Annotated in this window: 19 protein-coding genes and 1 pseudogene; 8 read left to right on the top strand and 12 right to left on the bottom strand. The window is 51.4% G+C overall.

Annotated features, from left to right (window positions below; translation table 11 throughout):
• Positions 1 to 89 precede the first annotated feature (89 nt).
• Complete coding sequence (phnR, locus tag J4645_RS00925; protein ID WP_001628453.1) at positions 90 to 809, bottom strand: phosphonate utilization transcriptional regulator PhnR; 720 nt, start codon at positions 807 to 809, stop codon at positions 90 to 92.
• 139 nt (positions 810 to 948) lie between these two features.
• On the opposite strand from phnR, the gene phnW reads away from it, so the two are divergent.
• Positions 949 to 2,052, top strand: a complete 1,104-nt coding sequence (phnW, locus tag J4645_RS00930) for a 2-aminoethylphosphonate--pyruvate transaminase (RefSeq protein WP_001648064.1) — start codon at positions 949 to 951, stop codon at positions 2,050 to 2,052.
• 9 nt (positions 2,053 to 2,061) lie between these two features.
• On the top strand, positions 2,062 to 2,871 hold the full coding sequence (phnX, locus tag J4645_RS00935) for a phosphonoacetaldehyde hydrolase (RefSeq protein ID WP_023214885.1): 810 nt from the start codon (positions 2,062 to 2,064) through the stop codon (positions 2,869 to 2,871).
• A 96-nt stretch (positions 2,872 to 2,967) separates the two neighbouring features.
• Here phnX and yajL read toward each other — a convergent pair whose 3' ends face one another.
• Positions 2,968 to 3,558 (bottom strand): protein deglycase YajL, encoded by a 591-nt coding sequence (gene yajL / locus J4645_RS00940; protein WP_001275807.1) that lies wholly within the window; start codon positions 3,556 to 3,558, stop codon positions 2,968 to 2,970.
• Positions 3,521 to 4,432, bottom strand: coding sequence for a 2-dehydropantoate 2-reductase (panE, locus tag J4645_RS00945; protein WP_000705816.1), 912 nt, complete (start codon positions 4,430 to 4,432; stop codon positions 3,521 to 3,523). The genes yajL and panE overlap by 38 nt, the downstream gene beginning before the upstream one ends.
• Before the next feature lie 125 nt (positions 4,433 to 4,557).
• Between panE and J4645_RS00950 the strand changes: the two genes are divergently transcribed.
• A complete protein-coding gene (locus J4645_RS00950) occupies positions 4,558 to 5,049 on the top strand; it encodes a YajQ family cyclic di-GMP-binding protein (RefSeq protein WP_001138913.1) in 492 nt (163 codons plus the stop codon).
• Positions 5,050 to 5,095: 46 nt separating this feature from the next.
• On the opposite strand, the gene J4645_RS00955 is transcribed toward J4645_RS00950, so the two are convergent.
• Both J4645_RS00955 and J4645_RS22135 read right to left on the bottom strand, forming a co-directional pair.
• Positions 5,096 to 6,460 carry an MFS transporter gene (locus J4645_RS00955; protein WP_001000938.1) on the bottom strand — a complete coding sequence of 455 codons (1,365 nt, stop codon included), beginning with the start codon at positions 6,458 to 6,460 and terminating at the stop codon, positions 5,096 to 5,098.
• Positions 6,461 to 6,690: 230 nt separating this feature from the next.
• A pseudogene (locus tag J4645_RS22135) lies at positions 6,691 to 6,822 on the bottom strand (IS5/IS1182 family transposase); the annotation flags it as partial.
• Between the two features lie 174 nt (positions 6,823 to 6,996).
• On the opposite strand from J4645_RS22135, the gene J4645_RS00960 reads away from it, so the two are divergent.
• Both J4645_RS00960 and J4645_RS00965 read left to right on the top strand, forming a co-directional pair.
• On the top strand, positions 6,997 to 8,508 hold the full coding sequence (locus tag J4645_RS00960; protein ID WP_023214886.1) for an SEL1-like repeat protein: 1,512 nt from the start codon (positions 6,997 to 6,999) through the stop codon (positions 8,506 to 8,508).
• Positions 8,509 to 8,519: 11 nt separating this feature from the next.
• A complete protein-coding gene (locus J4645_RS00965) occupies positions 8,520 to 10,010 on the top strand; it encodes a tetratricopeptide repeat protein (RefSeq protein ID WP_023214887.1) in 1,491 nt (496 codons plus the stop codon).
• An 85-nt stretch (positions 10,011 to 10,095) separates the two neighbouring features.
• Here the strand turns inward: J4645_RS00965 and cyoE are convergent, their stop codons facing one another.
• From cyoE to J4645_RS01000, 7 genes are all read right to left on the bottom strand, one after another.
• Entirely contained in the window at positions 10,096 to 10,986 is an 891-nt protein-coding gene (cyoE, locus tag J4645_RS00970; protein WP_000971352.1) for a heme o synthase, read from the bottom strand.
• An 11-nt stretch (positions 10,987 to 10,997) separates the two neighbouring features.
• A complete protein-coding gene (locus J4645_RS00975; protein WP_000019878.1) occupies positions 10,998 to 11,327 on the bottom strand; it encodes a cytochrome o ubiquinol oxidase subunit IV in 330 nt (109 codons plus the stop codon).
• Entirely contained in the window at positions 11,327 to 11,941 is a 615-nt protein-coding gene (locus J4645_RS00980; protein WP_000179833.1) for a cytochrome o ubiquinol oxidase subunit III, read from the bottom strand. The genes J4645_RS00975 and J4645_RS00980 overlap by 1 nt, the downstream gene beginning before the upstream one ends.
• Positions 11,931 to 13,922: a cytochrome o ubiquinol oxidase subunit I gene (gene cyoB, locus J4645_RS00985; protein WP_000467158.1), complete on the bottom strand. Its 1,992-nt coding sequence runs from the start codon at positions 13,920 to 13,922 to the stop codon at positions 11,931 to 11,933. The genes J4645_RS00980 and cyoB overlap by 11 nt, the downstream gene beginning before the upstream one ends.
• Before the next feature lie 10 nt (positions 13,923 to 13,932).
• Entirely contained in the window at positions 13,933 to 14,889 is a 957-nt protein-coding gene (gene cyoA, locus J4645_RS00990; protein ID WP_001239448.1) for a cytochrome o ubiquinol oxidase subunit II, read from the bottom strand.
• 452 nt (positions 14,890 to 15,341) lie between these two features.
• Complete coding sequence (gene ampG, locus J4645_RS00995; protein ID WP_000098466.1) at positions 15,342 to 16,817, bottom strand: muropeptide MFS transporter AmpG; 1,476 nt, start codon at positions 16,815 to 16,817, stop codon at positions 15,342 to 15,344.
• A 43-nt stretch (positions 16,818 to 16,860) separates the two neighbouring features.
• Complete coding sequence (locus tag J4645_RS01000; protein ID WP_001539323.1) at positions 16,861 to 17,439, bottom strand: lipoprotein; 579 nt, start codon at positions 17,437 to 17,439, stop codon at positions 16,861 to 16,863.
• 303 nt (positions 17,440 to 17,742) lie between these two features.
• Between J4645_RS01000 and bolA the strand changes: the two genes are divergently transcribed.
• The 3 genes from bolA to clpP all read left to right on the top strand — a co-directional run bounded on the left by bolA (position 17,743) and on the right by clpP (position 20,575).
• Positions 17,743 to 18,060: a transcriptional regulator BolA gene (bolA, locus tag J4645_RS01005; protein ID WP_000973433.1), complete on the top strand. Its 318-nt coding sequence runs from the start codon at positions 17,743 to 17,745 to the stop codon at positions 18,058 to 18,060.
• Positions 18,061 to 18,406: 346 nt separating this feature from the next.
• Positions 18,407 to 19,705: a trigger factor gene (gene tig, locus J4645_RS01010; protein ID WP_001198403.1), complete on the top strand. Its 1,299-nt coding sequence runs from the start codon at positions 18,407 to 18,409 to the stop codon at positions 19,703 to 19,705.
• A gap of 246 nt (positions 19,706 to 19,951) precedes the next feature.
• Positions 19,952 to 20,575 carry an ATP-dependent Clp endopeptidase proteolytic subunit ClpP gene (gene clpP / locus J4645_RS01015; protein ID WP_000122257.1) on the top strand — a complete coding sequence of 208 codons (624 nt, stop codon included), beginning with the start codon at positions 19,952 to 19,954 and terminating at the stop codon, positions 20,573 to 20,575.
• The last annotated feature ends 12 nt before the right edge of the window (positions 20,576 to 20,587 follow it).

Genomic DNA, 20,587 nt, shown 5'->3' on the forward strand with positions numbered 1-20,587 from the left:
GCCGGAGGATGCTGCGCTTATCCGGATAGCCGTGAGACGATACGATTGGTAGGCCGGATAAGGCCCGCAGCCAACATCCGGCGCACCCGCTAGTGGGTATCTACCTCAATGCGCAGGCTGTCGTGACGCCAGTATTCGATATCCAGATCCAGCACTCGCCCGTGTTGATCGTAGTTCAGACGGCGCAGCAACAGCGCCGGGCGTCCTTCCATAACTCCCAGCGCATGTGCGGCCTGCGCAGGCATGGCGGTGGGGTAGAACGACAGATGCATGCTGGTATAGACGAGGTTGTAGTGCGACTCGTATACCTCGGTCAGGCTGCCGTTGAGATCGTACTGCAGCAGCTCAGGCACGCGGGCGGGCAAACAATGGTTTTCGCAGTAGCACACGGCGCGGCCATCGGCGTAACGCAGACGGGTCAGCAGATAGATTTGATCAAACGGCTGGAGCTGGAGGGGCTCCATAACCTCGACAGGCACGGTGGTTAACACGCCGCTCAGTAGCGCGGTTTTTGGCTCCCGCCCCTGCTCGCGGCAAAGCTTATGGAAGTTGGTGTTCTGGGTCGGATCCAGCCACAGGCGTTCCGGCGTAACGAACCAACCGCGACGATCGGCGCGCCAGATAAGCCCACTGGACTCCAGCTGCGCCAGACTTTCGCGGATAGTAATGCGCGTGGTGTTGAAGATCGCGCACAGTTCGCGTTCAGACGGCAGTTTATCACCGCTTTTCAACGCACCGCTCTGAATACGCGCCTGAAGCTGCGCCTTGATCAACAGGTACTGCGGGATATCGCCCGGGATAGATTTCATGCTTACTCGCTTCCGTTTTACCTGCCGCCATTATACAAGCAGAGATGAATTTTTTGTTGCAGCGCGATTTTCTCTTTGACCCGTCGCGGCAAAGATCGTCATGATAAATGCAATCTGGTATAGACCAAAGGTAAATAACATGACTTCGCGTAACTATCTGCTGCTGACTCCTGGCCCGCTCACCACCTCTCGCACCGTGAAAGAAGCGATGTTGTTCGATAGCTGTACCTGGGATGATGATTACAATATCGGCGTGGTAGAACAGATCCGCCAGCAGTTGACCGCACTGGCAACGGCCTCCGAAGGCTACACCTCCGTACTGCTGCAAGGCAGCGGCAGCTATGCTGTGGAAGCCGTACTGGGCAGCGCATTGGGGCCGCAGGATAAGGTGCTGATCGTCAGCAACGGTGCATACGGCGCACGAATGGTCGAGATGGCCGGCCTTATGGGTATCGCCCATCACGCTTACGACTGCGGCGAAGTTGCGCGCCCGGACGTGCAGGCGATCGACGCGATCCTCAACGCCGACCCGACGATCAGCCATATCGCCATGGTGCATAGCGAAACGACCACCGGGATGCTCAACCCCATTGATGAGGTGGGCGATCTGGCGCATCGCTATGGCAAAACCTACATCGTTGACGCCATGAGCAGCTTCGGCGGCATCCCCATGGATATTGCAGCATTACACATCGATTATCTGATCAGCTCCGCCAATAAATGCATTCAGGGCGTGCCGGGTTTTGCCTTCGTGATTGCCCGCGAGCAAAAACTGGCCGCGTGCAAAGGGCGTTCCCGCTCGCTGTCGTTAGATCTCTACGCCCAGTGGCGCTGCATGGAGGATAACCACGGCAAATGGCGTTTTACTTCGCCCACTCATACCGTCCTGGCGTTTGCCCAGGCGTTGAAAGAGCTGGCGAAAGAAGGTGGCGTGGCGGCACGTCATCAACGCTATCAGCAAAATCAGCGCAGCCTGGTGGCCGGAATGCGGGCGCTGGGCTTTAACACGCTGCTGGATGACGAACTTCACTCGCCCATTATCACCGCCTTTTATTCACCGGAAGACCCGCAGTATCGCTTTAGCGAATTTTATCGCCGCCTCAAAGAGCAGGGCTTTGTTATCTATCCAGGCAAAGTGTCGCAAAGCGACTGCTTTCGCATCGGCAACATTGGTGAAGTATATGCCGCCGATATCACTGCCCTGCTGACCGCCATTCGTACCGCCATGTACTGGACGAAATAAGGAACCATGATGAACCGTATTCACGCTGTTATTCTCGACTGGGCGGGCACCACCGTCGATTTTGGCTCCTTCGCGCCGACGCAAATTTTCGTCGAGGCGTTCCGTCAGGCATTTGATGTGGAGATCACCCTCGCCGAAGCACGCGTGCCAATGGGGCTGGGTAAATGGCAACACATTGAAGCGCTGGGAAAATTACCTGCTGTTGACGCGCGCTGGCAGGCAAAGTTTGGCCGCTCCATGAGCGCAGCAGATATTGATGCCATCTATGCCGCCTTCATGCCGCTACAGATTGCTAAAGTTGTCGATTTTTCTTCTCCTATTGCCGGAGTTATCGACACGATCGCGGCGCTACGAGCCGAGGGTATCAAGATAGGCTCCTGCTCCGGTTACCCACGAGCGGTGATGGAGCGCCTGGTTCCCGCCGCCGCTGAGCATGGTTATCGTCCGGATCATTGGGTGGCAACGGACGACCTGGCCGCGGGTGGTCGCCCGGGGCCGTGGATGGCGCTGCAAAACGTGATTGCGCTGGGCATTGATGCGGTCGCGCACTGTGTGAAGGTAGATGATGCCGCGCCGGGCATTAGCGAGGGGCTTAACGCGGGTATGTGGGCGGTGGGGCTGGCGGTATCGGGTAACGAATTCGGCGCAACATGGGACGCCTATCAGACAATGTCGCAAGAGGACGTTGCGGTCCGCCGCGAGCACGCGGCCAGCAAGCTGTATGCCGCCGGGGCGCATTACGTGGTGGATTCACTGGCGGATTTACCTGGGGTGATTGCGCATATTAATGCGCGTCTGGCGCAGGGCGAACGCCCGTAAAATAACTGCCGGATGGCGCTGCCGCTTATTCGGCCTACAGACTGTACCGTTTTGTAGGCCGGATAAGGTGTTTACGCCGCCATCCGGCAATCATTCTTATTCGTAGTAGTTATAAATCCCCGCCGCCATCACCAGTTGCGAAGCCACTTCATGCGCTTTTTCACGACCAGCCAACAGGTCGATGATTTTCAAGCCAAAATCGATAGCGGTACCCGGTCCCTGGCTGGTTAATAATTTTACCCGCGCATCCCACACCACACGCTTATCCTGCCACTGTTCGGCGGGGATCTTATCTTTCAGCGCTGGAAAACCGGTCATATTGCCGATAGGGAAGATATCGTGCGGCACGAGCACTGTGGCGGCTGCGGCGCAAATGGCTGCGACAATGCGCCCGGAGCGGTGAAACTGTTTTACGGTTTCGACCAGCAGCGGGCTGTCGCGAAAGCACTCGGCGCCTTTAATTCCGCCGGGCAACACGATGATGTCATAATCGCCGTCGGCAACTTCAACCAGCGGCGCATCCGCCAGCAGCTTTACACCGCGCGAGCAGACAATCGTCAGGTTGCCATCGCTGGCGACGCTGGCGGTAGTGACGTGGATTCCGCCGCGAACCAGCAGATCGATAGTGGTGACCGCTTCGGTCTCTTCACTACCAGGGGCGAGGCATACCAGTGCCTGAGCGCTCATACTCACTCTCCTTTCGCTTTACCATTTCAAACAGGCGGCTATTTTCCGGAACGGCGAGACCGTGCACGCGGGCGCGCTTGAGTAAATAACCGGTGATGTAGTCAATTTCGGTATGGCGCATGGCGCGCACGTCCTGCAACATGGATGAGATGTTTTCTGCCGTACTGTCAATCACTTGCTCAACATAATAGCGTAAATCGTCTGCCGATGTGTGGTAGCCTTCACGTTCAATCACGGCGGCGACCTCTTCGCAAATCGCGTTGATTTCATCAGTATGATGGCGCAGCTCGCCGTTCGGGCAGTTCCAAAGCGCGGTGAGCGGGTTGATAACACAGTTGACCGCCAGTTTGCGCCACATCTCTGCGCGGATATTGTTATGCCAGGCGACATCGGGCAGTACCCCCTGCAGGATATCGGCGAGATAACTGTAATCGCCGTCTTGCTCGCGCGCCGGGCCGATATGCGTAGTACCGTTAGCGACATGAATAATGATATTACCGTCGCGGCGCGCAGCATGGGTGATAGTCCCCATCAACATCGGCTGTTGGATATTTTGCAGTTCTTCTATGGTTCCCATTCCATTATGAATGAGCAGAATAGGCGAGGTCACCGGTAGGGTTGACGCCAGGGTTCGTACTGCGTCGGAAACCTGCCACGCTTTCAGCGTGACTAATAACAGTTCGCTCTTCGCCAAAAAATCCGGATCGTTTGCCGTCAGTGATTCGTTGAAAAAGGAACCATCGGTATCGATCAGATTTACGCTGCAATAAGGTTGTGGCACCCGTAGCCAGCCCTGTACGTCATGTCCGTGTTTGCACAGTGCCGAAAGCCAAAGTTGTCCTAAGGCTCCGCATCCCAGTACAGTAATTTTCATTGTTCCTCCTCACCTGCAACAGCGCCAGGTGTTATGGCGCTAATTATAGCGTCATCAGCTAAGCTTCTCGTTAAGCCTCGTTGCAGGTATTATGCAACGCAACGAAAATGAAGGGAGAAGAAAAGATGCCATCTTTCGATATTGTTTCTGAAGTTGATCTGCAGGAAGCGCGTAACGGCGTGGATAACGCGGTTCGCGAGGTTGAGTCTCGTTTTGACTTTCGTGGCGTAGAGGCGACTATTGAACTGAACGATGCCAATAAAACCATCAAGGTGCTGAGCGAGTCCGATTTCCAGGTCAATCAGTTGCTCGATATTCTGCGCGCCAAGCTGCTTAAACGCGGTATTGAAGGCGCTTCGCTGGATGTACCGGACGAGTTCGTGCATAGCGGTAAAACCTGGTATGTGGAAGCGAAGCTGAAGCAGGGCATTGAAAGCGCCGTGCAGAAGAAAATCGTCAAGCTGATTAAAGACAGCAAACTGAAGGTGCAGGCGCAAATTCAGGGGGAAGAGATTCGCGTGACGGGCAAATCACGTGACGATCTGCAATCGGTAATGGCGCTGGTTCGCGGCGGCGATTTGGGCCAGCCGTTCCAGTTCAAAAACTTCCGCGATTAAGTTGTTATGCCGGATAGAGCCTCGTCGCCATCCGGCAATGCTGCATTCATCCTTTGCTGATAAGCTGTTCAACTTCAAAGCGATTGGTCACTTTGCTGTCGATTTTGACGTAAGCGGAATGCTCTTCCGCCACGATCAGCGCTTCGCTTACGCCTTTCATTGCCAACAGTCGCTGTTTTAGCCTGTCGTCAGCAACGATATCCGCTGGAATTTCCACGCGCAGGCTGCTGACATAGGGCGGCTCTTTCATGGTACTTGCCACCGCCAGCCATACCATCGCCAGTACGGCCCCGGCAAGAAAAACGGTTTGCCCATCAAACGTGCCGTCTATCCAGCCGCCCAGCGAACCGCCAAGCGCCACGCCAAGAAACTGACTGGTAGAATAGACGCCCATCGCCGTTCCTTTATACCCCGCGGGCGACTCTTTGCTAATCAGCGAAGGCAGCAGCGCCTCCATCAGATTAAAGGCGAGGAAAAAGAGTTGTACGCCAATCACCAGCTCCCAGAAATGCTGGCCCGCTCCCCACAACACGATTTCTGCGACGACAATGAGCCCCACGCAGAACAGGAATACCTGCTTCATCCGCCGTTTGACTTCAGCATAGATAATAAAAGGCACGACGGCGGCAAAGGCGATCACCATGGTTGCCAGATACACCTTCCAGTGTTCGGCGGCAGGAAAACCGGCATCGGCAAGCTGGCCGGGCAGGGCGACAAAGGTGGACATCAATAAAATATGCAGACACATAATGCCGAAATTAAGCTTGAGCAGCCTCGGCTCCGCCAGCACTTTACTGAAGCTGCCTTTGACCATCCCGGATTCGCGATTCAGCACATGGTTGGTACTGTTGGGAACCACCCAGATCGTCAGAAGAATGCCCAGGGTGGCGAGGGCGGCGATCATCCAGAACAACGCGTTCAATCCCAGACTATGGGTAACGATCGGCCCTAATACCATCGCAATCGCGAAGGTGATACCAAAGCTGACGCCGATAAACGCCATCGCTTTGGTACGGTTTTGCTCTCGGGTCAGGTCAGACAGGAGCGCCATGACGGCGGCGGCAATAGCGCCGGACCCCTGTAGCGCTCGCCCCAGAATAATGCCCCAGATTGAGTGGGAGAGCGCGGCAATGACGCTACCCGCGACAAATACCGCCAGTCCGCCGACAATCAGCGGTTTACGGCCAATGCGGTCGGACAGCAGCCCAAAGGGAATTTGAAAGATAGCCTGCGCCAGCCCGTAAATGCCGATCGCAATGCCGATTAATGCTTCGCTGGCGCCCTGTAGCGCCATACCGTATGTGGTCAGTACTGGTAGAACCATAAACATGCCCAGCATACGCAACGAAAAGACGGTCCCTAAACCCCATGTGGCGCGCAGCTCCCCTGGCGTCATTTTATAATCGTTCATTGCCACCTCTGTATAAAAGCTGGGAGTAGTGTAGTGCGGGGAGTGTGCCGGGTAAATAGAGGGTTAATTAGCAAATATTATGTTTTTGAAACAGTTGAGCTAAAAAAGAGATAAATTGTTAACACGATAGGGGCGATCGGGAGAGTCAGCATAGCCTTGTGCTCATTCATATTCCGATCTCCTTGAGCTGTAGTGGCTATCTGAGCCATATCAGTATAGTGTAGCGGTTAGCTACGGCCTTCAGGCTGTGTGCGCTGTTGCTCCATGCCGCAATAGCAGAACTCGTCAAGCCAGACTGTCAGCGAACCGCGCTGCCTGAGTGTGGCTGGCCGGTGGGTGACTTTAAACTTTTGCTTTGCCATAGGAACCCGATTCTGAAACGACTGCAATGATCAGATTCGTCCATCTCCTGAAAATTTGATTTATTCAACAACGCCGAGACTGATAGCAAACTTTCTGCGTGATGGCGCGCGTTTATCAGGCAGAAGGTTCGTCAGCAGTCGCATTTATTATATTATTCAAGGAGTGAATTCGTTATGGAAATTAAATATTTATCATTATGTATTGTGGCGGGTATTTTATTTGTTAGCCAGGTAAATGCATCAGAGAACAACGGTAAAGATGATGTAAAATATGCTGCGCTTACCCAGAAAGATATTGATGCTTTGCCCGTAGAGAAAAGAGCCTCGGTTCTGGATGAGCTGGGGTTTATCCATGAATACGGTATTGGTGTGCCGATGAATCGCGAACAGGCGTTGCAGTATTACAAGCAGGCCTGTGAACTTGGCGGTAACTACGGCTGTTATAATGTGAAGTATGCTTATCAGTATGGCGACGGAGTGGCGAAAGATAGCGCTCAGGCCAATAAGTATGCTAAGAAAATGAATCTGGATAATTTATTGATTGAGCAAGAATATATTGATAAGTTTTCGCAAGAAATTTACATGGCAAAAGCATTGGCCGATACGGATAAATCGCAGCGGGCGGCATTTATTAGTATACTAATTCATGCTCTAAATAATAGACCCGAGAGCGATGCGCTTTTTTTTAGCCGTATTGGATTTAACCAGGAAAAAACATTTCGGCTGGCTACGTTATGGTCGCAGGATGGCGACCCGCAAATGGATTATCAGATGGGGCGACTCACCCTTAATGACTTTTCCGGTCGCTATGCGGACGAGCCTTATCAAGCCAGACCTGCGTCATTGAAGTGGTTTCGCGCCGCCGCGGAAAAAGGCGTCGTTGAGGCCCAATCTCTCTTGGGGGGTATTTATTCGGGGGGAGAGGGCGATGAGTGGGGGATTAAGCCAGACATTCAGGAAGCACAAAAATGGTATGGACAGGCGGCTAAGCAGGGGGACAGCGATGCACAGATTGCGTTAGGTAAAATCTATTATTCTGGCGTAACAGGGCGCACTGATTACGCTAAAGCGCTGGCATTATTTACGCAGGTTGAAAATGATGGTACTAATTCGCGCTCAACGATGCCGTTGAGTTGGATGTATTATAACGGTTTAGGTACTGCACCTGATTGTGATAAAGCCTGGTCGTATTACAAGAAAGCATCTCGATATGTAGGTAAGAAAGTTGAGGAAAAAATATTTTTGAGTAAATGCGCAGCGGATATTCAGAGTCGAAAAAACAACGCGGATGCTTTACCCAAAGTAACCCTAAAAAAAGAGAGTATTTTCTCTCGCGGGATAACGGCTAAACCGAAAGAATGCGCACTAATTTTTCAGATTGGCACAGATAAAATCCGTAACATGGCGAATTTGCATATTACGCTTGAGCTGAAGAATGCTGATGGAATGGCAACTGAGGAAACGTTGATGATTCCGCCATTCGGTTTGAATACTCTGGGGATAGATATGCAAAATCATGATGTTGATCCTCTCGTTACCCCATACGATCTCCCGCTGTATACGCAAGATTTTTGTCACGGAATCGGCGATATCCATTTTACGCTGAAATCCGCTACGGCAACGATTAACGGTAAGAATGTCGATTTACTGAAAGCTGACAGTGTGCGCTTTTTAGATAAAGAATAAGGGAATGAAAAATGATAAAACGGAAATGGAATTTTTTGCTTCTGCTTTGGCTTTCTTTCGCATCGGTATGCCAGGCAGGTGATGATATTGACGCGTTGTATAGCCGTATTGCGCAGAAAGATATTCAGGCGCTAAATGAGCTAAAAGCGTTAGCCAAAGATAATAACGCCCAAGCGCTGGCGGAACTGGGGTTTATTTATGAGTACGGTGTTTCAGTATCTGTGGATATTCCGCAGGCAATAAAGTACTACGAACAGGCTTGTGATTTGGACGGTGATTATGGTTGCTTTAATGCGGCTTATTTCTATGAGTATGGCATCGGTACCCAAAAGGATATTACACAAGCGGAAACATTAGCAAAACAGCTTAGAGAAAAAATTAATCTATCCAATATCAATCTCGATAAAAAGGTGATTGAACGTATAATTGGGAGTGTTTATAGTAATAAACTTGAGGCATATCAAGACCTTTCATTTCGTCCTCATTTTATTCAAGGCTTAAGTTTCTATTTTTATGCCCCGCAATCAGATGAGCGAAAACTGCTGAGTCGAATAGGTTTTGACTCATCACATCTTGCGCGTATAGCGATACTCTGGGCGAGCGAGGGTGATCCTAAGGTCGCGTATCAGACGGCAAAACTGGTCTCTACTTTATATTTTAATAATGCAACGAAAACGATAGATATTGCTGAAGCGCTGAAATGGCTCCGAATTTCGGCCGAGAAGGGGGATGCCGACTCACAGACGCTGTTAGGTTTTCTTTATGAACACGCCGGATTGGGATTACAACCAGATGGAGAGAAAGCCCGGAAATGGTATGAAATGGCGGCGCAGCAAGGTAATGGAGAAGCATTGTATACGTTAGGTCGTGTGTACTATTCTGGCGTACTGGTTAACGTTGATTACGATAAGGCGCTGTATTTTTTCAAAAAAGCTTATGAGAAAGAATTACAGGCGGCCGCTGATTATTTAGCACAGATGTATTTTAATGGCCAGGGTGTAGATGTCGATTGCCAACAATCCTGGCACTATTACGATAACAGCTATATAAAAAAGATGACACAACGCGATTATCTTGATTATTGTGAAAAAGATCGAAAGAGTCGTAATGATTTTAGTCAGCAACTTCCTGAGTTAACATTAGAAAAATATGCGGGATTATTTGGCAGGATTGATAATGTTCCACTGTGTCAGATTGGATTTGTTGTCAATACGAAAAAGTTAATTCATGTTGCGAACTTACATGTGGAATTGATATTAAAAAATGATGTTGGAGTTAGCGACGAAAGAATGGTCGCTTTTCCTCCTTTGGGCCTCAATACTCTGGGTACTGAACAGGGTATGGGGGATTCTTTTAAGTCGATGGGATATCTCCTGATGAAAAACGGTGACTTATGTGATTACCATAAACTTACTTTCACCGTGAAGTCAGCGACGGCAACAATCAATGGTAAAAAAGTTGATTTACTGAAAACGGATAATTTACATATTATTCAGAATTGATAACTCGTGGGGCGTTACTGCCTGATGAAATGAATAAAAAAACCGCCGTTTTGCGACACGGCGGTTTTTTCAATAGCAACGCTTGTTACCAGACGTAAGTCAGCAGATTCTGCGAATTCGGCACCATAAAATCAACGGACATCATGATACTCAGCGCGGTAATCGCAATGATAGAGAAGCCGAACAGCTTGCGCGCCCAGACCTTATCATCTTCCACTTTGTAACCGCGTAGCGCCATGCCGAGCCACCAAACGCTGACCGCCGCGGCGACCACCAGGTATTTGTAACCGGCATAACCGCCCAACGTTAGCATTAGCGTTGCAACGGCAAATGCAATGATGTACAGCGTGATGTGGTTTTTAGCGACTGAGATTCCTTTTACCACCGGCAGAACCGGGATATTGGCCGCCTGATAGTCCTTAAAGCGGAAAATGGCGATGGCGTAAGAGTGCGGCATCTGCCAGAGGCTGAAAATAGCCAACAGAATCGCCGCGCCGCTGTCAAAGTCGCCCGTTACGGCGCAGTAGCCAATCACCGGCGGCGCTGCGCCGGAGAGAGAACCAATCAGCGTGCCGTAAACGGAGTGACGCTTCATGTACAAGCTGTACACGCCAACGTAGACCACGAAGCCCATCACCCCCAGCCAGCAGGCCAGAGGATTGGCGCCAAACCACAGCAGCATAAAGCCAGCAATACCCAGCAGGGTGGCGTATACCAGCGAGACGCCAGGAGAAATCAGGCCTTTGACCAGCACCCGATTCTTGGTCCTTTCCATCTTCCTGTCGATATCCCTGTCGATGTAGTTGTTAAATACACAACCCGACGCCACAACCAGTGACACCCCGACCAGCGTATAAATGAACAGGGGATAGTCAATGCTGCCCTTTGAGGCCAGCAGAAATCCCCCGATCACCGAGATCAGGTTGCCAAAGATGATGCCTGGTTTCGTTACTTGCAGGTATTGCTTAAACATCATACTCGCCGCTCTTAGTGCATCATCATGTTGTAGTTGAGGTTCCACATAATCCAGATGGAGCCCACAACCAGGATGGCGATGATCAGCACGGTAAAGATGAAGGCCGTCATGTTCCAGCCTTCATCAGATTTGGTGTTCATGTGCAGGAAACACACCAGATGCACCAAAATCTGCACCACTGCCATTGCCAGGATAGATCCCAGAATAACGGCCGGAGAGGCAGCGCCGGTCATCACCATCCAGAATGGAATAACCGTCAGGATGACCGACAGGATAAAGCCGGTCATGTACGTTTTTACGCTGCCGTGGGATGCGCCGCCGCTCTCGGTAGAATGACTCATTACATCGCCCCCATCAGATAAACAACAGTGAATACGCAAATCCAAATCACATCCAGGAAGTGCCAGAACAGGCTCAGGCACATGATGCGGGTACGGTTAGTGCTGGTCAGACCGCGACGGGCAACTTGCACCATCAGCACCGCCATCCAGATCAAACCGGAAGTGACGTGCAGACCGTGCGTGCCGACCAGCGCGAAGAACGCAGACAGGAAGCCGCTGCGATCCGGGCCCATACCGTTAACAATCAGGTGATGGAATTCATAGAGTTCCATCCCGATAAATCCGGCGCCAAACAAGAAGGTCAACGCCAGCCAGGAGATAACCTGGCTCTTGTTGTTCTTGTGCATGGCGATCGCCGCCATGCCGTAGGTAATGGAGCTAAATAACAGCAGGAAGGTTTCAACCAGAACGAACGGCAGTTCGAAAATGTCCTTACCTGTCGGGCCGCCAGCGGTGCCGTTCACCAGAACGGCATAGGTAGCAAACAGAATAGAGAACAGAATGCAGTCGCTCATCAGGTAGACCCAAAATCCGAAGATTTTGTTCTGGCCTGCGTCATGGTGCCCGTGTTCGTGCGCGTGGGCAGTCGCGTGCGTTAAAGTATCAGTTGCCATTTTTCAGCCCTGCCTTAGTAATCTCATCGAAATGCTGGTTTTCCAGTTTTTCGACTTCCGGGACCGGCACGTAGTAATCCACATCTTCATCAAAGCTTTTTACAATCCAGCTGATGATCATGCCTGCGAAACCCACTATCGCCAGCCACCAGATATGCCAGATCATGGCGAAGCCAAATACCGTCGCGAAGGCGGCGATAACAATACCGGCACCGCTATTTTTCGGCATATGAATCTCTTCATACTGTCCAGGCTGTTGGTACGCTTCGCCTTTTTCTTTCATTTCCCAGAAGGCGTCACGTTCGTGAACGTGCGGCACAACGGCAAAGTTATAGAACGGCGGCGGAGACGAGGTTGACCACTCCAGCGTACGGCCACCCCATGGGTCGCCGGTCAGATCGCGGTTCTGATCGCGGTCGCGAATAGAAACGAAGATCTGAATCAGTTGGCACAGGATACCCAGCGCAATCAGCGCGGCGCCGGCGGCGGCAACCATCAGCATCGTATGGAACTGCGGATCAATTTGCTGGCTGAGGCGACGGGTCATGCCCATGAAGCCCAGTACGTACAGCGGCATAAAGGCTACAAAGAAACCGATAATCCAGAACCAGAAGGCGCGTTTACCCCAGGTTTCGTTCAGCTTGAAGCCAAACGCCTTCGGCCACCAGTAGGTCATACCCGCGAAGCAGCCAAACACCACGCCGCCGATGATCACGTTATGGAAGTGCGCAATCAGGAACAGACTGTTGTGCAGGACGAAGTCCGCGCCCGGTACCGCCAGCAGAACGCCGGTCATACCGCCGACCGAGAAGGTCACGATAAAGCCGATGGTCCACATCATTGCGGAATGGAAGACAATACGGCCCTGATACATGGTGAACAACCAGTTGAAGATCTTCACCCCGGTCGGGATGGCGATAATCATGGTGGTGATACCGAAGAAGGCGTTAACGTTCGCGCCCGCGCCCATCGTGAAGAAGTGGTGCAGCCAAACGATAAACGACAGTACGGTAATACAGACGGTCGCCCAAACCAGCGAGGTATAGCCGAACAGACGTTTACGCGAGAAGGTCGCTGCGATTTCGGAGAATACCCCGAAGACCGGCAGAATCAGAATGTACACTTCCGGATGGCCCCAGGCCCAAATCAGGTTGATGTACATCATCATGTTGCCGCCCATATCGTTGGTAAAGAAATGGGTGCCCAGATAGCGATCCAGGGTCAGCAACGCGACGGTAACCGTCAGAATCGGGAAAGAGGCGATGATCAGTACGTTGGCGCACAAAGAGGCCCAGGTAAAGACCGGCATCTTGAACATTGTCATACCCGGCGCACGCATCTTCAGGATCGTCACGAAGAAGTTGATACCGGTTAACGTCGTACCAATACCCGAGAGTTGCAACGCCCATATCCAGTAATCGACCCCGACGCTGGGACTGTACTCTATTCCCGATAGCGGCGGATAAGCCAGCCACCCTGTCTGCGCGAATTCACCCACGCCCAGCGAGAGGTTAACCAGGATAACGCCGACAACGGTGAACCAGAAGCTCAGGTTGTTCAGGAAAGGGAACGCAACGTCGCGCGCGCCGATCTGCAGCGGAACCACCAGGTTCATCAGACCGATAACGAAGGGCATCGCCACGAAGAAGATCATGATTACGCCGTGAGCGGTAAAGATCTGATCGTAGTGGTGCGGCGGTAGAAAACCCGCTTCGCCTGCGGAGGCAAGCGCCTGCTGGCTACGCATCATGATGGCATCGGCGAAACCACGTAACAGCATCACAATCGCGACGATGATATACATGATGCCGAGGCGTTTATGGTCAACTGACGTTAACCACTCTTTCCATAGGTAGGTCCACTTACCGAAGTAAGTAATCGCTGCCAGTATCGCCAGTCCCCCGACGATAATTGCAGCGATCGTTACCATGACGATAGGTTCATGGAACGGTACTGCATCCAGTGATAATTTTCCGAACATCTTATCTTCCTCAACCCTTGGAGTTGGCGGATTCCGCGTGGCTCATGTCCATACCTTCCATTCCTTCATGCGAGCTGTGCTCACCTTCAGGTTGGGTCATGTCCATGCTCTTACCGTGGTCCATGAATTTGTTAATAACGTCCTTGAACAAATCTGGTTTCACGCTGGAGAAATATTCCACCTTGTTGTACTCGCTTGGCATAGCCACTTTCTCGAACGCCGCCATATCATTCATGGTGTTCGGAGACTGCTTCGCTTTTGCGACCCATTGGTCGAATTCTGCGCGGTCTTTGGTGGCGATAGCTTTAAACTTCATACCAGAGAAGCCCGGGCCGCTATAGCTGGCGGAGATGCCATCGTAGGTTCCGGGTTCGTTGGCGATCAGATGCAAACGTGTTTGCATACCGGCCATGGCATAAATCTGGCTACCCAGACGCGGGATAAAGAAGGAGTTCATCACGGAGTTGGAGGTCACTTTGAAATAAACCGGCGTGTTCGCCGGGAAGGCGATCTCGTTGACGGTGGCGATACCCTGCTCCGGATAGATGAAGAACCATTTCCAGTCCATGGAAACCACTTCGATGGTGATCGGTTTTTCGTCATGCGCCAGCGGCTTGCTTGGTTCAAGCGCGTGCGTGGTTTTCCAGGTCAGTACGGCAAGGAAAATGATGATTAAGATAGGCACCGTCCAGACCACGGCTTCCACTTTATTGGAGTGTGACCAGTTCGGGCTATACTTCGCATCCTTATTACTCGCACGATACTTCCAGGCGAAACCAACAGCCATCAAGATGGCGGGAATAACGACGATCAACATCAGGCCAAATGCCGTCAGTATCAGCGAACGTTGCTCCAGTCCAATCTGTCCTTTGGGATCCAGCAGCGCAGAATTACAGCCACTGAGTAATGCAGTGCCTGCAATTAATGACAACCATCCCAAACTTTTATTGTATTTCCTGAGTCTCATTTAACGACCTCAATTCCACGGGACCTGGTGGCGTTTAAAGTGTAGGGGCATTTTACGGTAAGGTTACATTACTGTAAACATGATTGGTTCTGTGTTACCAAGTTCTGCCGCGCATGTCACATATGTTGCCAAGTATGTCGAAATAACTTTAAGACACTGTTGAAACTTTGCGTTATAACGGATGAGGTCTGTAAGTGGGATGTTGAGGGATAATTGGTATAACCAATGTGAAAATAAAACAATTACTTAACAATTTATTATCAATAAAAGGACAATCAACGGCAGAAATTTAAATTTAATCGGCTGAATCGTGTAAAGAAAATAGGTAGCGTAGAAATTACCAATAATTTCCAAAATTCTGTTGCGCACAAAAAGACAAATATATTTTTTATCAATTGATGGTTATTTAGCCGTTATAATTCCGGGTCGTTATTACAACGGCAAATAATGTTTTAGAGCAGGCGTGTTTTTCGTAGCGCCAGGTAGTCCAGCAACCCGCCAAAGACAATGCCGCACACGGCAACCGCTACCGCGGTCTCAAGCAATCCGGGCAGGAATGAGAAGTTGGTGTAATCCACCGCGTTCATGGTCAGCAGGAGTACCCATACCGCCAGCAAAGCGACGCCCGCGAGCAGGATTGAAAGCGCGAAATTGTAGGCGCCACGGTATTGCGTGCGGGGAATGAAACGCTCGCTCTGCCAGCTATATTCCAGCGTTTGCCGACAGACCAGCAACAGTAACAGCCCGGGAACGGCGGCGACAACCGAGAAGAGGTAGAATGTCGGCCAGCCGTGCGCTTCAACGAACCAGCCCGCTACGGGACCAACATAAACGCGGCCTACTGCGGAGAGGGCCGACAGTAGGGCAAACTGTGTTGCGGAAAACGACTTATTACATAGCGTCATTAATAAGGCGACAAAGGCGGCAGTCCCCATCCCGCCGCACAGATTTTCGAAAAAGACCGCCGCGCCCATGCTGAACATGTTTTTATCGGTAATGGAGAGCAACCAGTAACCGGCGTTGGACGCGCCTTGCAAAATGCCGAAAATCAGCAGCGCGCGAAACAGCGAAAGACGCTGCATTAATATGCCGCCGTATAACGCGCCGACGATTGTCGCCAACAGGCCCAGCGTTTTATTGACCACGCCGACTTCGCCGGCGTCAAAGCCGACGCCGCGAATCAAAAAGGTGGTGGTCAGGCTCATGGCGAAGGCGTCACCCAGTTTATAAAGCACAATGAGCAGTAAAATCAGCCAGGCGTTATTACGGCCAAAGAAATCGCGTAGTGGCGCGACGACGGCCTGTTCCAGCGATTTCGGGGACGGGATACTATCGGTCGGCTCCGGCGCCAGTAAGGTGGCGATAATGCAGGGGATCAGCAATGCCGCCATCAGCCAGTACATGCCCTGCCAGCCGAGCCAGCGATCGGCCAGCCATAGCGCCAGTCCGCCGGAAACCAGCATCCCCAACCGGTAGCCAAGCACGCTGATTGCCGCGCCAGCGCCGCGTTCTTCTGCGGGTAAAACATCGGTTTTCCAGGCGTCGAACACGATATCCTGCGAGGCGGAGCAAAAAGCAATCACCACCGCCAGCGCCGCCATCCAGCGTAGCTGCGTGCCGGGTTCAAGAAAGCCCATCGCCGCAATCGCCGCCAGTAACAACAGTTGGGTGGCGAGTAACCAACCGCGACGACGACCTAAAAAAGGCGGCGTGTAGCGGTCCATCAGCGGGGACCAGAGAAACTTAAACACATAGGCCTGACCAACCAGCGAGAAGAAGCCAATCGTTTTAAGATCGATATTCTCGACGGTCATCCACGCCTGTAGCGTACCGGAGGTGAGCGCCAGCGGGAGGCCGGAGGCAAAACCCAATATCAGCAGAATGGCTGAACGCGGTTGCTGGAAAATACGTAAATATTGACTTGACATAGGCATCTACAGACCCGGCTTCTGCCGGGTCTTGTTGTTGCTATTAACGGGCGTTTTGCTTGATAAAATCGTGAATACTGGTGTCCTGAGACATATCAGCGATAGTATCGGTCAGAACACTGTTCACCGCGTCGGCAATATTCTGGTTAGAGGCCTGGAATGCCCCTTCAATAGAGTAGTTGGCGCGATAGTTTTTGGTCATCTTGTTGCCATTTGCCGCGGTCGCAATAATCGCGATATCCGCTTTGGTCGCGATGTTGTAGCGCACGCTGCCCTGGGAAACATCAGCATACAGTTGGTTAACAATAATCTGCAGATTAACCGCGCCGTTAGGCCCGATCATATAGCCCCGCGCCGTCATCTGTTTTTCCAGGACTTCTTGTAACAGGAAGCGTAAATCGCGGGAGGCGGTTAACGTTACCAGCTGGTTGTTACGCGTGACTTTCGCTAACGCCTGATCCTGGCGCTGGTCCGCGCCGGTAATGCTAACGGTGACGCCCATCAGGCTCGGATCCTGCTGTGGCAAGGTGATCTTCGGCGCGACGTCAATGGTCGTCGGCGGTGTGGCGCATCCTGCCAGCATAAACAGAGCGACTAACGGAAAGAGAAGTTTTTTTAACATATTCAGGCTCTCAATGACGCTTAAAACGTGATAGGTAAAAATTCCCGCCATCATAACACCGCTAACGGCGAGGGGAAGTGGTCAACGCAGGTAAATTCGTCGTAATGTCCGATTTGGTATTGATAACGGCGCGAGCGGGGATTTTGAGCGCTAAAAGAATGATTAAGGCAGTAAACTTCATACGTTTGGCTGAAATAATCAGACGAAAGCTAAATTTTTGTTGTCATGCTGTAATGGAAACGGTAAAAGCGGCTAGTATTTAAAGGGATGGGTGACATCACAGCGTTGTCGGAGGAGATTTTCATGATGATACGTGAGCAAATAGAAGAAAAATTAAGGACAGCGTTCGACCCCGTGTTTCTCGAAGTTGTGGATGAAAGCTATCGTCACAATGTTCCTGCAGGATCGGAAAGCCATTTTAAGGTCGTGCTGGTGAGCGATCGCTTTACAGGCGAACGTTTTCTTAATCGTCATCGGATGATTTACGGTACGTTAACGGCGGAACTTTCCACAACCGTACATGCGCTGGCACTGCATACTTATACCCTCAAAGAGTGGGAAGGATTGCAGGATACTATCTTCGCGTCGCCTCCTTGTCGCGGCGCGGGAAGCATCGCGTAGCAAAACGGATTTGCAACTACCTCCGCTTTTCCAGTATGTTGCTACAGAATTATGTGAAAACGGCCTGCGGGCCGTTTTGTTTTGTCTGAATTTTGAGCGTGTCGTACAGTATTCAGACAAAAATTAGCCGAGAATTGTGAAAACCGCCGCAGCATCGCACAATCACCGTTCTCGACTCACAAAAGTGATGCCGCTATAATGCGCCGTCTTATATATGAACGTCTTCGGGATGATTCTGACGACAGGGAATGTGATTGATTATGAGAACATCCCGGTTCCGCGAAGCAAATAGCACGTGCTTGCGGAGTAGAGTTGACCGAGCACTGTGATTTTTTGAGGTAACAAGATGCAAGTTTCAGTTGAAACCACTCAGGGCCTTGGCCGCCGTGTAACGATTACAATCGCTGCTGACAGCATCGAGACCGCTGTAAAAAGCGAGCTGGTCAACGTAGCGAAAAAAGTACGTATTGACGGCTTCCGTAAAGGCAAAGTACCGATGAATATCGTCGCTCAGCGTTATGGCGCTTCTGTTCGCCAGGACGTGCTGGGCGATCTGATGAGCCGCAACTTCGTTGACGCGATCATCAAAGAAAAAATTAACCCGGCAGGCGCGCCGAACTATGTTCCGGGCGAATACAAAGTGGGTGAAGACTTCACTTACTCCGTCGAGTTTGAAGTCTATCCGGAAGTTGAGCTGACTGGCCTCGAGTCCATCGAGGTTGAAAAACCGGTTGTTGAAGTCACCGACGCTGACGTTGATGTGATGCTGGACACCCTGCGTAAGCAGCAGGCGACCTGGAAAGAAAAAGACGGCGCTGCTGATGCGGAAGACCGCGTGACCATCGACTTCACCGGCTCTGTAGACGGCGAAGAGTTCGAAGGCGGCAAAGCGACCGATTTCGTTCTGGCGATGGGCCAGGGTCGTATGATTCCGGGCTTTGAAGACGGCGTTAAAGGCCACAAAGCTGGCGAAGAGTTCACTATCGATGTGACCTTCCCGGAAGAGTACCACGCTGAAAACCTGAAAGGTAAAGCGGCTAAGTTCGTTATCAACCTGAAGAAAGTTGAAGAACGTGAACTGCCGGAACTGACCGAAGAATTCATCAAACGTTTCGGCGTTGAAGATGGTTCCGTAGCCGGTCTGCGCGCTGAAGTACGTAAAAACATGGAACGCGAGCTGAAAGGCGCGGTACGTAACCGCGTTAAGTCTCAGGCGATCGAAGGTCTGGTAAAAGCTAACGACATCGACGTACCGGCTGCGCTGATCGACAGCGAAATCGACGTTCTGCGTCGTCAGGCTGCGCAGCGTTTTGGTGGTAACGAGAAACAGGCTCTGGAGCTGCCGCGCGAACTGTTCGAAGAACAGGCTAAGCGTCGTGTAGTTGTCGGTCTGCTGCTCGGCGAAGTCATTCGTACCAACGAGCTGAAAGCGGACGAAGAACGCGTTAAAGGCCTGATCGAAGAGATGGCGTCTGCTTACGAAGATCCGAAAGAAGTGATTGAGTTCTACAGCAAAAATAAAGAGCTGATGGACAATATGCGTAACGTCGCTCTGGAAGAACAGGCTGTTGAAGCGGTTCTGGCAAAAGCGAAAGTGTCTGAAAAAGCCACTTCCTTCAATGAGCTGATGAACCAGCAGGCGTAATTTTTCGCGTTAAAAGCACGAAATTTGCACAAAAACCCGTCACCTTTCAGTGACGGGTTTTTTTTGTCACGCATTTTGCATGGTAAGGGTGCGAAAACCGCGTTTCAGTGTTAGCGTTAGAGCAAAAGATTGTTATGCTTGAATTATGGCGATGCCGTACCCATTACAGAGGGACTGGCTGATAATCCGTCCATCAGGTTACAATCAGTACAGCAGGTTTTTTCAATTTTTATCCAGGAGACGGAAATGTCATACAGCGGAGAACGAGATAATTTGGCCCCTCATATGGCGCTGGTGCCGATGGTCATTGAACAGACCTCACGCGGTGAGCGCTCTTTTGATATCTATTCTCGTCTACTTAAGGAACGCGTCATATTTCTGACCGGCCAGGTCGAAGACCATATGGCTAACTTGATCGTGGCGCAGATGCTGTTCCTGGAAGCGGAAAACCCGGAAAAAGATATCTATCTGTACATTAATTCTCCTGGCGGCGTAATTACTGCGGGGATGTCCATCTATGACACCATGCAGTTTATTAAGCCAGACGTCAGCACCATTTGTATGGGACAGGCGGCCTCTATGGGGGCGTTTTTGCTGACTGCCGGGGCGAAAGGCAAACGTTTCTGCTTGCCGAACTCTCGCGTCATGATCCACCAGCCGCTGGGCGGCTACCAGGGCCAGGCGACGGATATTGAAATTCACGCCCGCGAAATTTTGAAAGTAAAAGGGCGCATGAATGAACTTATGGCGCATCATACGGGTCAATCTCTTGAGCAGATTGAACGTGATACTGAGCGCGATCGCTTCCTCTCCGCGCCTGAAGCGGTAGAGTACGGTTTGGTTGACTCAATTTTGACCCATCGTAATTGATGCCCTGGACGC

Source organism: Salmonella sp. 32082101201600294FB01SM01, from assembly GCF_017572865.1.
Classification (GTDB): Bacteria; Pseudomonadota; Gammaproteobacteria; order Enterobacterales; family Enterobacteriaceae; genus Salmonella; species Salmonella enterica.